This window comes from Patescibacteria group bacterium, assembly GCA_018817715.1.
GTDB lineage: Bacteria > Patescibacteriota > Patescibacteriia > Veblenbacterales > UBA10138 > JAHITT01.
In genome coordinates this window covers 23,318-36,000 of the sequence record JAHITT010000005.1, presented here as the reverse complement: position 1 = coordinate 36,000, position 12,683 = coordinate 23,318, and the positions used below count along the sequence as shown (strand labels likewise).

13 protein-coding genes, 2 tRNA genes and 1 rRNA gene are annotated in these 12,683 nt (G+C 38.6%); 7 read left to right on the top strand and 9 right to left on the bottom strand.

Features of this window, described 5'->3' with window-relative positions:
• The 3 genes from KKC17_03005 to KKC17_02995 form a co-directional block, all read left to right on the top strand.
• Positions 1 to 793 (top strand): 16S ribosomal RNA (locus tag KKC17_03005); the annotation flags it as partial.
• A gap of 261 nt (positions 794 to 1,054) precedes the next feature.
• The gene (locus KKC17_03000; protein MBU1039163.1) at positions 1,055 to 1,297 is read left to right on the top strand and encodes a DUF378 domain-containing protein; all 243 of its coding nucleotides are present in this window, start codon (positions 1,055 to 1,057) and stop codon (positions 1,295 to 1,297) included.
• A 144-nt stretch (positions 1,298 to 1,441) separates the two neighbouring features.
• Positions 1,442 to 1,518: transfer RNA gene (locus tag KKC17_02995), tRNA-Ile, on the top strand.
• 116 nt (positions 1,519 to 1,634) lie between these two features.
• Here the strand turns inward: KKC17_02995 and tsaE are convergent.
• The 3 genes from tsaE to tsaD form a co-directional block, all read right to left on the bottom strand.
• Positions 1,635 to 2,069: a tRNA (adenosine(37)-N6)-threonylcarbamoyltransferase complex ATPase subunit type 1 TsaE gene (tsaE, locus tag KKC17_02990; GenBank protein ID MBU1039162.1), complete on the bottom strand. Its 435-nt coding sequence runs from the start codon at positions 2,067 to 2,069 to the stop codon at positions 1,635 to 1,637.
• A 269-nt stretch (positions 2,070 to 2,338) separates the two neighbouring features.
• Positions 2,339 to 3,739, bottom strand: a complete 1,401-nt coding sequence (locus KKC17_02985) for a cation:proton antiporter (GenBank protein MBU1039161.1) — start codon at positions 3,737 to 3,739, stop codon at positions 2,339 to 2,341.
• Between the two features lie 234 nt (positions 3,740 to 3,973).
• A complete protein-coding gene (gene tsaD, locus KKC17_02980; GenBank protein ID MBU1039160.1) occupies positions 3,974 to 5,032 on the bottom strand; it encodes a tRNA (adenosine(37)-N6)-threonylcarbamoyltransferase complex transferase subunit TsaD in 1,059 nt (352 codons plus the stop codon).
• A 145-nt stretch (positions 5,033 to 5,177) separates the two neighbouring features.
• On the opposite strand from tsaD, the gene KKC17_02975 reads away from it, so the two are divergent.
• A complete protein-coding gene (locus KKC17_02975; GenBank protein ID MBU1039159.1) occupies positions 5,178 to 6,470 on the top strand; it encodes a fibronectin type III domain-containing protein in 1,293 nt (430 codons plus the stop codon).
• 119 nt (positions 6,471 to 6,589) lie between these two features.
• Here the strand turns inward: KKC17_02975 and KKC17_02970 are convergent, their stop codons facing one another.
• The 5 genes from KKC17_02970 to KKC17_02950 form a co-directional block, all read right to left on the bottom strand.
• On the bottom strand, positions 6,590 to 7,654 hold the full coding sequence (locus tag KKC17_02970; protein ID MBU1039158.1) for a trypsin-like peptidase domain-containing protein: 1,065 nt from the start codon (positions 7,652 to 7,654) through the stop codon (positions 6,590 to 6,592).
• A 143-nt stretch (positions 7,655 to 7,797) separates the two neighbouring features.
• Positions 7,798 to 9,132 (bottom strand): hypothetical protein, encoded by a 1,335-nt coding sequence (locus tag KKC17_02965; GenBank protein MBU1039157.1) that lies wholly within the window; start codon positions 9,130 to 9,132, stop codon positions 7,798 to 7,800.
• Positions 9,133 to 9,227: 95 nt separating this feature from the next.
• Positions 9,228 to 9,533 (bottom strand): hypothetical protein, encoded by a 306-nt coding sequence (locus tag KKC17_02960; protein MBU1039156.1) that lies wholly within the window; start codon positions 9,531 to 9,533, stop codon positions 9,228 to 9,230.
• Positions 9,530 to 10,042, bottom strand: coding sequence for an NUDIX domain-containing protein (locus KKC17_02955; protein ID MBU1039155.1), 513 nt, complete (start codon positions 10,040 to 10,042; stop codon positions 9,530 to 9,532). Before KKC17_02955 ends, KKC17_02960 begins: the two co-directional genes overlap by 4 nt.
• A 114-nt stretch (positions 10,043 to 10,156) precedes the next feature.
• A complete protein-coding gene (locus tag KKC17_02950) occupies positions 10,157 to 10,864 on the bottom strand; it encodes a YceI family protein (GenBank protein MBU1039154.1) in 708 nt (235 codons plus the stop codon).
• A 108-nt stretch (positions 10,865 to 10,972) separates the two neighbouring features.
• Between KKC17_02950 and KKC17_02945 the strand changes: the two genes are divergently transcribed.
• Both KKC17_02945 and KKC17_02940 read left to right on the top strand, forming a co-directional pair.
• Positions 10,973 to 11,647: a queuosine precursor transporter gene (locus KKC17_02945; protein ID MBU1039153.1), complete on the top strand. Its 675-nt coding sequence runs from the start codon at positions 10,973 to 10,975 to the stop codon at positions 11,645 to 11,647.
• Between the two features lie 68 nt (positions 11,648 to 11,715).
• On the top strand, positions 11,716 to 11,946 hold the full coding sequence (locus tag KKC17_02940; protein MBU1039152.1) for a hypothetical protein: 231 nt from the start codon (positions 11,716 to 11,718) through the stop codon (positions 11,944 to 11,946).
• A gap of 80 nt (positions 11,947 to 12,026) precedes the next feature.
• Here the strand turns inward: KKC17_02940 and KKC17_02935 are convergent.
• Positions 12,027 to 12,101 (bottom strand) — tRNA-Glu (locus KKC17_02935).
• Positions 12,102 to 12,227: 126 nt separating this feature from the next.
• Here KKC17_02935 and KKC17_02930 point away from each other — a divergent pair.
• Positions 12,228 to 12,683 (top strand): Hsp20/alpha crystallin family protein, encoded by a 456-nt coding sequence (locus KKC17_02930; GenBank protein ID MBU1039151.1) that lies wholly within the window; start codon positions 12,228 to 12,230, stop codon positions 12,681 to 12,683.

Here is a 12,683-nt window from a genome sequence, read left to right as displayed (position 1 = left end):
ATACTAGAACACACCTGACGCTGAGAGACGAAAGCGTGGGGAGCGAATGGGATTAGATACCCCAGTAGTCCACGCCGTAAACGATGGATGCTAGGCATTGGCAGTATCGACCCTGTCAGTGTCGTTCAACCAAGTTAACACCTTAAGCATCCCGCCTGGGGAGTACGGCCGCAAGGCTAAAACTCAAAGGAATTGACGGGAACCCGCACAAGCGGTGGAGCATGTGGTTCAATTCGACGATAAGCGAAGAACCTTACCAAGGCTTGACATGTTAGGCGTATACCGAAGGAAACTTTGGTGGACCGTTAAATCGGATCCTAACACAGGTGCTGCATGGCTGTCGTCAGCTCGTGTCGTGAGATGTTGGGTTAAGTCCTCCAACGAGCGCAACCCTCATGTTGTGTTAAATATTCACAACAAACTGCCTGGGTTAACCAGGAGGAAGGTGAGGATGACGTCAAGTCAGCATGGCCCTTATGTCTTGGGCTACACACGTGCTACAATGGGGTGCAACAATGGGCCGCGAAATCGCAAGATGGAGCCAATCCCACCAAACCACCCCTCAGTTCGGATTGCAGGCTGCAACTCGCCTGCATGAAGTTGGAATCGCTAGTAAACGCGCGTCAGCCATAGTGCGTTGAATACGTTCTCGGGTTTTGTACACACCGCCCGTCACGTCAAGAGAGTCGGTAATACCCGAATCCATCTGTGATGAGAGAAGGTAGGACCGATGATAGGGACGAAGTCGTAACAAGGCAGCCGTAGCGGAAGCTGTGGCTGGATCACCTCCTTTCTAGGGAGTTTCTCTAGAGTGGGTAGTACACTACCTTAAGCCGATTTAGCTGGCTTAAGGCGTCGTATTACTCATAATAGGTCGAATTCCATTACCTAACAGTAACGGAAAGGCTTTCCTATCACTTTATCAAAGAATAAAATAAAAAATATCCTATTTATTGGGATATTTTTTATTTTATTGGGTTTTTTTGCTATACTAACTATAGTGAATTGGTTAGCCAATTCTACCTCTTGTAATTTCAGAAAGGAGGTGAGATAGATGAAAAAAATGAACGCTTTAGATTGGATAGCTTTAGTTTTGTTGATAATCGGCGGCTTGAATTGGGGTTTAGTGGGATTATTCGAGTTTGATTTAGTAGCCACGATTTTTGGTGATATGAGTTGGTTGTCCCGCGTTATTTACATCTTGGTAGGTTTGTCAGCTGTATATGTAGCGGTGATGGGTGGTAAAAAGTGTGAACACGAGAAACCAGTTATGCCGAGTCAACCGATGGGTATGTAAATTACGAATGTTTATAAATAAATCCCAGAACCGAATGTTCTGGGATTTATTTATGGGAAGCGACTATTTAAGGCTTGATTATGGTTAGGAATTTTGTTAATATACGAACGCTGTATTAGCTGGTGTTTCGTATTAATAACTTGAGGGTGTGTAGCTCAGCTGGTTAGAGCACTTCACTGATAATGAAGAGGTCGATGGTTCGAGTCCATCCACACCCACCACCCTTCGCTTGGTAAAAGAGAAGGGTGTCCTTAAGAGCCTTGGCCAAGGAGGGTGAAGAAAGTTTTATCCTCTATTAAGTAAGCTACGGTTGGCTTAAGCCGAAATGGTTTGTTAATTAGATAGCAAGTTTTTTAGGCAGTTGAATTTTTCGGTGGTTACTATTTTTAACAGCTGTAAATTTTATAGTCAGCCAATTAGGCTGGTTTTTTATTTTATTAGGCCATTCTATGGCTACAATGGTTTGTGGATCGTTTAAATATTCATCTAGTCCGACCAGGCTAAGTTCCTTACCTGATACTCGGTAGCAATCAACATGAACTAGTCTCTTAATTGTTCGATGTTTAATTGGATAAATTTTAAACAAAACAAAAGTTGGGCTGGTAATAGTATTTTTAATATTTAAGCCTTTAGCTAGGCCTTTAACAAAAGTTGTTTTACCGCTACCTAAATCACCTTTTAGGCCCAGTATTTGCCCACCAGTTAATTGTTTGGCCAATTGTTTTCCTAAAGCCCTAGTTTGAGTAGCTGTTTTGGTTAAGTGAGTAGCCATAAATATTTTTAGTATAAAGGTAAATAGTAGATAAGCCAATATTTTCTTCTAGTGAAATTCCGCGGCCGCGGAATTTCACTATTGGAGATAAATGATTGGTAGTTCTATATAGATTAAATTTAATTTGGTGATTATATAAATTTAAATAATCAGTCTTTTTGTTTTTTACTGTTCTGGCTGACGATAGTTTAGCCAGGGAATTAAGAGATATAGAATAAAAAAACTCCTCTTTAATTTAAAGAGGAGTTTTGAAGAATTGTTTATTAATTTTAGGCAGGTAGTTCCGTTTGTTTGAGAGTATTTTTTTTAAGTACGTAGGTTAGAATTGGCGGAGTTAAGAGAGTGGTTAAAATAACCATAATAACTATAATCGAGAAAATTTCATCATTAACTACGCCTAATGTTTTACCAATGGTGGCAAATATTAAGCCGACTTCGCCTCTAGGTACCATACCCCAACCGATAATCCATTTATTAACTTTGCCAGCGGGTAGGGCCGATACCAACTTACCAATAAAAGCGACAATGGTAATAACCAAAGCTATTAAGAGGACAGGCAGATTGAACAGGGTTTCTAGTTTTACTTGCATACCAGTTACCACAAAGAAAATTGGCACTAAAAAGAAAGCTAAGGGCTCAATTAAGTCTTCAATATGCCTATGGGAATGGTGTTCTAAGGCCGACAATATTTTATTCTTGGAGTTGTCGTCTAGGGTATTAATTTGTTCTTTAACGTCATCTACTACCTTGTGGTCTTTAAAATATTTGAAGTGAACAGGATCCAGCACTAGTCCAGCAGCAAAAGCGCCGACAATTGGTGCCAAGCCAATAACTTGTGCCAAATAAGCAAAGATTAAACCAAAAGCAATGACTAAGGTAAATTTTGTACCGTGGCCGGTATTAATTTTGGAAAACAATTTTCCCAAAGCCGGTGCCAGCAATTGACCAATGACAATAGCGCCCACTAGGAACAGTACAGCTTTAGCTGTTATCCAGGTAATGGTACCCAAACTAACGGCGCCTAAAGTAACAATAGCTGATACGACAGCCAAAATAATTAAACCTAAAACATCATCAATTACGGCCGCGCCCAGAACAATTTGAGCTTCAGCGGTTTTAAGAGCCCCCAAATCTTTAAAGACTCGGGCTGTTATACCGACGGAAGTGGCGGTTAGGGTGGCACCTAAGAAAAGATAAGCATTAGTGCTAAGACCGGGTAAGATCCAAGGTCCCACTAAATAAGTACCTAAAACAAAAGGCACAACTACTCCGATTATGGCCACCAAAAAAGCTTTTAAGCCAACCTCGCGCATTTTTTGTATATTACTTTCTAAACCTATCTGCAACAGTAATATAACTACGCCTAATTCAGCTAAAAAAGCGATGATAGGATCTTGTTTAATTGGTTCTAGCCAATGCAAGCCTACTAAAATTAGATTACCTAAAATAACACCAATAACCAACTCACCTAAAACAGCTGGTTGGCCGATTTTTTCTACCAGACCGGAAATTTTAGCCGCTATTAAAATAATAGCAATACCCAAGAAAGTCAGGCCAACCTGATGGACTTCACCAGAAGAAGCTAGGGTTTGAGAGCCAAAAGCAAAGCTTAAAATAAGCGCCATAATCAGCCAGCGTTTATTGAGCAGTTTAGAGAAGTGGGATAACATAAGTACTCCTTATTTAGTGATTAATTTAAAAATGACTATATAAGTGAAGCATATTGTTGCTTAAAGTCAAGGCTAGGCAAAATTAAACCTGAGGTTCAGGATTATTTAATAGCCATTTTTTGTGAATTATTTTTAAGGTAGATCTTATTTTTTGTAAACGGCACTATAAAGATAAGTTGACTTATTGTCAATCCTAATTAAATTTAGATTAAGTGAAATTAGTTCAGATAATAATTAATTCCATAATTCCCAATTAGCGTTGGCTTGAAGCTTTTGCCAATTATTTTTTAGTTTTTGGGCAGGTTTAAAATCAGTCGCCACTGCGCCAGCTAAGGCAATCATAGAAGCGTTATCGCCAGTAAAATTTAATTCAGGTAATAGTAGTTTAACCGGTAGCTGGTTTTTTTGTAAGCTATTAGCTAAAGCTTGGCGTAATTTCTGATTAGCTGACACACCGCCCGAGACCAATAAACTGCGGGCCGAGTATTGTTTTATGGCTTTGAGGGATTTGTTTACCAAAACATCAATAACCGCTTGTTCAAAAGAAGAGCAAATATCGGCTTTGGTTTTTAGATTTAAAGGTTTTTTTATTTTTTTTAAAGAATAAAGTACGGCCGTTTTTAATCCAGCAAAACTAAAATTATAACCAGCGTGTTGGAGCATGGGCCGAGGAAAATTATAAGTAGTCGGATTACCGGTTTGGGCGAGCTTAGAAACTTTAGGACCGCCCGGGTAAGCTAAATTCAACATTTTGGCTGTTTTATCAAAAGCTTCACCGCTGGCATCGTCTAAAGTTTTGCCTAGTAGTTTATATTTGGTTAAGCTCGACATCAAATAAAGTTCAGTATGCCCACCAGAAACAACCAAGGCCACCGCCGGCCAGGTAGTTTTGGTAAAAGCTGTTGGCCAGACCTTCGGGTTTAGAAAAGGGCTGATTAAATGGCCGGCAATATGGTTAATACCAAGTAAGGGTTTTTGCCAAACAAAACTTAAAGCTTTAGCTGTTTGGGTGCCGACAGTTAAGGCGGTTATTAAACCTGGCCCTTGGGTAACCGCCACTAGATTTATTTGCTGAGGTTTTAAGCCAGCTTGTTGGAGAGTAGTTTGCAATAAAGGTAGAATAGTTTGGTTGTGGCGCCTGGCGGCTAACTCCGGCACTACGCCTCCCCAACGGGCATGTAATTTGGTTTGTGAGGAAATAGTTAGGCTAAGTTGCTCCAGTTTTTTTTTAGTTACTTTAAGTAGTGCCCAAGAAGTTTCGTCGCAAGATGTTTCTAAACCTAAGACAATCATATTTTATTGATAATTTAAAAATCAATTAGTCTATGTTGTAGTCTATCAGCTTATGGCCGGGCTTGCTATACTAATTAAGGTATTGACAATCGCTTAAAAAAGCTATATTATATATGGTTATAAATAATAGTTAGTTAGGAATTTTATGAAAATTTTTATCAGATTACTTTTAACGGTTTTAGTCTTGAATTTATTTTATCCCCTTGGCTTGGTATCAGCTCAGGCTGCTCAGCCGGTTTATTTAAGCCAGGTCAGTGTAGAAATAAAAGCCAACAATCAGGAAGACAATATGGCTGTTATTAGCTGGTATACTAATTTGCCGGCTCGCGGGCGGGTGGATTATGGTTTAACGGATTCTTATGGCTATTATATAGGTTCTTCTTTATCACCCAGGCTTTATCATGAAATCGTATTACCTAACATGAAAAGTGAGACAACTTATCATTTTAGAGTTAGCGCTTCTACACCAGAGGGTTCTTATATAGAGTCTTTTAACCAGACTTTTAAAACCGGAAAATTAAAAGACACCAAAATTCCCGAAGTGGATAAGGTGCGGGCTTTGCATTGGGGAGCAACTTGGGCGGTTATAATTTGGGAAACTAATGAACCAGCTGATTCTATAGTGGAATATTCTTTAACTGACGATTTGGCGAAACCCAAAAAATCCAGCGGTAAAAGCAATGTGACTGAGCACGAAGTTGTTATAAAAAATCTAAAAAAGAATACTAAATATTTTTATAAAGTTTTGTCCAAAGATAAGGATAAAAATCAAGGCTTAAGCGCTATTAGGCAATTCACCACTGCTCAGGATGATACTAATGATAAGGCTAGTTTGGTTATAGATAGGGTTTCGCCTTTGGCCGCGCCCGATCCTTTGATAACCCAGAATACGGTAACAGTGAAGTGGCACACTAACCGTCCTAGTAAAGGTAGTGTTCAGTTGAGCGCCAAAAAACAAAAAACCCGTAAAGCTGTGGAGGATGATTATTATCAAACAGATCATCAATTGACTGTTTATGAACTTGCGCCCGGCACTACTTATACCATGCGTATCCAAGTTAAAGATGTTTTTGGTAAATCAGTAACAGCTAAGGATCTAACTATTCGTACTTTGCCCGAAGGTGGTTTACCTAACCCTTCTTTTGATAAGGAACGTTGTGCCAAAGATAATATTTATGGCGGTTATTGTCGGGATTTAGGTGCAGAACAAAATCAAGCCCAGGATTTAAAAGGTCATTTGGATGACGTGTTTAACGGTCGTATTCCAGCTTCGGCCTTAAGGAATTGGTTTATTTTGGTTAAGGCTTATGTTTATGGCGGCTATCCCTTACAGGCCTTAACTCAGGCGGTTAAATGGGGTGGTAAAACCGTACACCCAGTTATTCCTTGGAGTGCCTGGAAAGAAACAGCTGATTATAAAGATTATATTAATCGGTAATAGTCTTATTAGGGTAGTATACTGAACCGCTCAACAGGAGTTTCTGTTGAGCGGTTCAGTTGTTTTTGGTCAAGAATTATTAGAGAATTTTATTATTGGTTTGTGCTAGCAGGTTCTTTTTATTCCGGCAGGCGTTCTTGCAGTTTGATTTTTATGTTTAATTCCCGCCCGGCCCGTAGTATTTTAGCGGTTATGATATTCCCAGGTTGGTATTGAGCGATTATTGAGGCTAAAGTTTTTTGTAGGGATAATTTTTGGCCGTTGATAGTTAATATAATGTCGCCAGATTTAAGTCCAGCTTGATCAGCCGCCAAACCAGGAACAATACCCGGTTCGCCGACATTATTTTTTATCATAATATAAGCGCCTTGGTCATAAGGTATTTTATAGGCGCGAGCGATACTGCGATTAAGCATTAAGTAGCGTACACCCAAAAAAACTCGAACAATTCGACCATTTTTTCTAAAATTGGCCAAAGCCTCCCGACCGCGGTTAATTGGTATAGCAAAACCCAAAGCTTCACCCGAGCGGTTAACTGCGGTGTTAACGCCAACCACTTCGCCTTTTAAGTTAATTAAAGGGCCACCAGAATTACCTGGGTTAATGGAGGCATCAGTTTGAATGGCTCCTTCAATAGTTTCGGTTAAGCCATTGCCGGAGGCGGTAATGGTCCGGCCAATGCCAGAAATTATGCCCCGGGTTAAGGTGTTTTGGAATTCTGTTAAGACATTACCAACGGCTAAAGCGGTTTGACCAATCCTTATTTTATCAGAATCGCCTAAGTAGGCTGGCGTAAAACCTTTGCCTTCTATTTTTACAATGGCAATGTCGTATAAAGAATCACGGGCCAAAACCGAGGCCACGTATTCTTTACCGGTGCTGGTAATTACCGTGTAATCAACATTATTACGTAGGACCACGTGTTTATTGGTTATAATATAGCCGTCGTTGCTTACTATAAAGCCAGTGCCGCCGCCGGTATCTTGCAGGGAAATATCACCTAGTAAGTTGGTAGCTGGTTCAGAAATAATAATACTAACGACTGACGGTAGGATTTTTTGATAGGCGTTAATAACCGCTTCTTCTTCTGGTACGATAAGGTTAGCGGCTAAGGTTTGGTGTGGGTAAAAAGGGGTTAATAATAAAGTTAAAATAAATAAAGTATTGAAGATTTTTTTGAACATAGACTATTAGAGTTAATTATTTATAGTGTTGACATTATAACAATCAATTAAAAGTAGGCCAATTGTTGGCGTGAATATATTACTAAGGATAAATATCAAACCACCAGTTCAAAATTTTGAACTGGTGGTAGGTTGTTTGTTTTTTAAACAATCATTGGTATTTTCGGTAAATCGACTTTTTGTCCGGTAACCACCGATTCAATCCGGTAAGTACCATGAGTCGGTGCTTCAATATAGCCGTTCCAAGCAGTACGAGCCAAACCACCAGAATACACCCAGTCAAACAGCCATTCATTAGTATATTTAGGATCATTTTGAGTAATACCACCACCCACTGTTTTTAGCCACAGGCGGTTAAATTGTTCTTGTGAGCCGATGGGTGGGGCAATAATAATCGGTAAACCTAAACCAGTATAAAAAGATAATTCCGAGGGTTTGGTCCATAAAATGTCGGTGGTATGGAGTAGATTATTAAATTTTTTAAAATAATCATGCCGATTTTCCGTATGGACTATGTTAACGTATTTGTTTAGTTGTTGATTTAATTTAAGATCTTTAACTATTTCTCGGTAATATTTTAAACCGGAATGATGGGTACCCACCACCAAATTAAGCCGGATTTTCTCCTGTTGGATTTTTTCTCGCAGGCTTTGCAGTATTTGGGCGCCGATATTGCGTTGGGCCCCAGCGCCACCCATGGCAAAAGTTAAGGTGAGAGGATGCTGGTGGTTTCTTTTTTGCCAACTGCGACCTAAGCGCCTTACTAAGGCTCGATTATATTTAGCAATAAAGATATTATTAGGATCCAAATTTTGGATACGTCGGCTTAAGTCGGTTTTAATGACTGTTTCCCTAGTGCCGCCCACTAATTCTTTGGGCAAAGGAAAACCAGTTAAAAAAATATTGGCTTCCCGCACACCGTATAACTTTAACCTTTCTACTACGCGGCCATTAGGTGCTAAATATTTTATGCGGCTGCGTTTGGGGTCCAGCGGTGCCCAAGCTCTAGAACAATCAGCGTCGCAAATAACGCAGTAAATATCACCCGGGTAATCGTTTTCTTCAGCCGTAAAAGCGGCCTGAAAAAAGGTGGCTATTAAAGGCAGGGGATGTTTGGCTAGTTTTTCTATTAAATGCCGACCCAGGCCGCTATGAATGGCTTTGTAAGTTTGTTTTAATTGGAGGCTGGGTTTGGATAAATCACGTCTAGGATAAAAAGGATCAATTTCTTGAAATTGGTCCATGACCTCAAAAATTAAATCACCTACCACAGGCAAAGCTTTAAGGCGGGAAACAGCTTCGTAGCCTTCGCGTTGGTTTTTCCAACGGTTCCTTTCTTCCCGCGGTATACCTTTGTAATTATTAGCGATTTGTAAGGGACCATAACTTAAGTCTTTAAGGGCGTAAGCCGCTCTTTCGTGGCCATAGCCCATATCTACAGCGATGATATAAGATTTGGTTGGTTTTTTATTAGTCATAATAAGATAATTATAACAAAAAAAAAGTTAATAAACTACTTTAAAATAAACAATAACTTTCATTTAGGTGAAAGTTGTTGTAGAAAGCTGGTTGGTTAAATCAATAGGAGGATAATTAGTCCCAGTATTAACCAACTAATAGTGTAAGCAAGTGATTGCCAGGCTGTTTTTTTGAAGTTGTTTAAATATAGGGTTATAGGCCGACCTAAAACTAGTAGTCCACTAAGGGAAGCCGAAATTACCAGCAGCAGTAAAAGGGCAATCGGGCCGATAAGATTTTTATCATCGCCAAAAAGTCTTTGCCCATTTTGTAACAGCCAGCTAACGCCAACAATGTAAACTATCAAACCGGTTGCTTGAATTAAGCTTTGCCAAAGGATGGGTATTTTTATTTGTTTCATATTAGGGAGTTTTTAATTTTAAAAGCTTGTTTTAAGAATAATAAATCTCGAGTCTGCATATAAGTACCTGAGTAGTTAGTCGGACGATTGTTTTCTAGCAGGCTTATAGCTTCAGACAAATTTAACCAGATAAGCCTAAAGTCACGACTGGCTTCTTCTTCTGTCAGATGCTGCTCCTTTAGCGGACCGTTTGTTTGGGCAATAAAGCCGTAAGATTCTTGGTTTATTCCGTGCTGGGTTCGGTATTCAATTATTCGTCCTAGCGGTTGGTCTATTTTAACAGAGTAGCCGGCTTCTTCTTGGCATTCCCTTAGCAAGGCTTGTTCTATTGTTTCGTTTGGTTCTAGTCCGCCGCCGGGTATTTTGTAATAATTTTCTTTGTTAACTTTAACAATAGCTACTTGTTTGTGGTTGTTAAAAATTACAGCCCGAGCGGCTTGCCTGGGTTTAAGCCCAGCAATTTGTTGGCTAGTCGCATTATCTAAATTTAGAGTAGCCAGTAATTCCATAAAATAATTATAACATTAATTCGCTTTGTTTGATGGTAAAAATAAATGCGGGTAAAAATCTCCACGTGGAGATTTTTACCCGCAGGGGGCTAATCAAGGTAGCTAGTTAGTAATTTATTGTTTAGTAGCCGTTAGATTCAAAGTCACAGTAATAATGTCATCGATGACATTATTGGCCAGATTGTCAAAGAATTTGTCCGAGCCGTAGCGGATATCCCACAAAGTACGGTCTAGTTTGATTTCAGCTGTTAATTTTAATTCTTCAGACTGATTTACTACCTCAGCCGAAAAGCTTATTGGTTTAGTAATATTTTTTATAGTTAAATCACCGTTAATTTGGTAAGAGTTATTAGCCGATTCTTTATCAACAGTGGCAGATTTTAAGTTGAATATGGCCTCGGGGTACTGTTCCACATCAAAAAAATCAGCTGATTTTAAATGTTTTTCCAAGCCACTGGCACCTTCGCCCCGGCCGGTAGAGTTGGCTTTTAGGCTAGCCATATTAAAAACAAAAGAGCTAGCGGTAATTTGGCCGTCTTGTATGGTTAGTTGTCCGTTTTTAAGGTTTAAAGTGCCAGTATCTTTATAGTTGGCAATCAAGGTTTTGCTACCTTGCCAGTTTATTTGATTATCAGAGGAAATTTGATAAAGACCGTCGTTAAACGGTTGATTATTTTCTGTCATAGAAGTTGATTGTGAATTATTAGATGGTTGATTGCTGTAGGTATTGGTTTTAGTTTGAGTGTTCTTTTGTTTAAACCAAATATAGGCTAAAATTACTATAAGCAGTAGCCCGAGCAGTAAATAAGTTTTAGAATTCATAAAATTAAAGATTACTTTTTAAGTAAGGTTATTATATACTAAATTAGTAGGAATTGCAACCTTTAACTACTGGCTAAAGTTTTTTATTTTAGTTAAGCTTAGTAAAGTATGATCCAAAATAAGCAAATATTTTCAGTTATTGTAGGTTTATTCGTAGCGGTTTTATTGGTTTCTAATTTAGCCTCTACTAAAGTAGTGCAGTTAAACGGTTGGTTATTTGATGGCGGGACTATTTTATTTCCCTTAGCTTATATTTTTGGTGATGTCCTGACCGAGGTTTACGGTTATGCTAGGGCCAGATTGGTAATTTGGTTGGGGTTTTTCAGTTTAGCTTTAATGTCAGTAACTTTGTTGATTGTTCAATATTTGCCACCAGCCTCAGACTGGCCTAATCAGACGGCTTTCGAAACTATTTTAGGTTTTGTGCCACGTTTGGCCTTGGCTAGCTTAATAGCTTACTTAGCCGGTGAATTTGTAAATTCTTATATTTTATCCAAATTAAAAATAAAAACCCAAGGTAAATATTTATGGCTCAGAACCATTAGTTCCACTGTTTTTGGTCAAGCTGTGGATACGACAATTTTTGCTGTAGTTGCCTTTGCTGGATTATTACCTTTAGCCGCCTTGCTTAATTTATCAATTACTATTTATCTAATGAAAGTCGGCTTAGAGATAATTTGTACACCGCTGACTTATAAGGTGATAGCCTGGCTTAAGAAAGAAGAGGGGTTGGATGTTTATGATAAGGGAATTAATTATAGTCTTTTTAAATGGCGTGCTTAATTAAAATTTGTTATCTATAATAAAATCATAGTGAAATTATTTTTATTGTATGGATATTAATAAATTTTATGCTTAAAGAATTTAAATTAAATCAGGAAATCGAAATTAATCCTGAATGGCAGGATCCGGAGGTTGTTGTTATGGGTATATATAATGAAATTTGTTCACGTGGCGCTAATGATTATGAACATTCGGCCATAGAAGATATTTTAGGGCGCTATAAAAACAAAAAGATTTCTGGCGCTGAAGCAATAAGCGAAGCCAGGTTAATTTTGGAGGCTAAGCAGGATTATCATTAGGGATTTATTTGTATCTTTTAATTCTTTTAAAGGATAAAAACAAAACACCCCATACAATTTAGTATGAGGTACTTTGCTTTTGGTACCGCTACCGGGAATCGAACCCGGATTACCACATTGAAAGCGTGGTGTCCTAACCATTAGACGATAGCGGCTAGTTTGGCTAATTTAGTTAATAACTAATAACTTATGGCGAAATAACAGTAACGAAAAATTGATTTTAGGTCAAGCTAAAAAGAGTTATTTTGCTCAAGTTAAAGCTCTTGCTATACTTATACAGTATGTCAGTATTTTCTTTTTTCGTTAAGAGTACTACCAAAGGAACTATTCAAGAGGTGCCCACCGAGGCCGCTAATTTGGTGGCGGAGCAATCCACAGAGAATAGTATGGAATGGTATGCTGATGAATATGAAGGTCAGTTGTCGGTGGATGTTTATCAGACCAAAGATTCTTTAATTGTTCGTTCTACTATTGCTGGAGTAAAAATGGAAGATTTAGAAATTACATTGAATAACGATGTCATTACTATTCGGGGTAAACGTTATCAAGCGGACAAGGTAGAGCCGGATGATTATTTTTATCAGGAATGTTATTGGGGTGGTTTTTCTAGATCCATTGTTTTGCCCGTGGAAGTTAACCCAGAAGGAGTTAAAGCTAATTTGGAAAACGGCGTTTTAACTATAATTTTACCTAAGAGTAAGACCAAAGAAGTTTCTATAAAAGTAGAGGAAAAATAA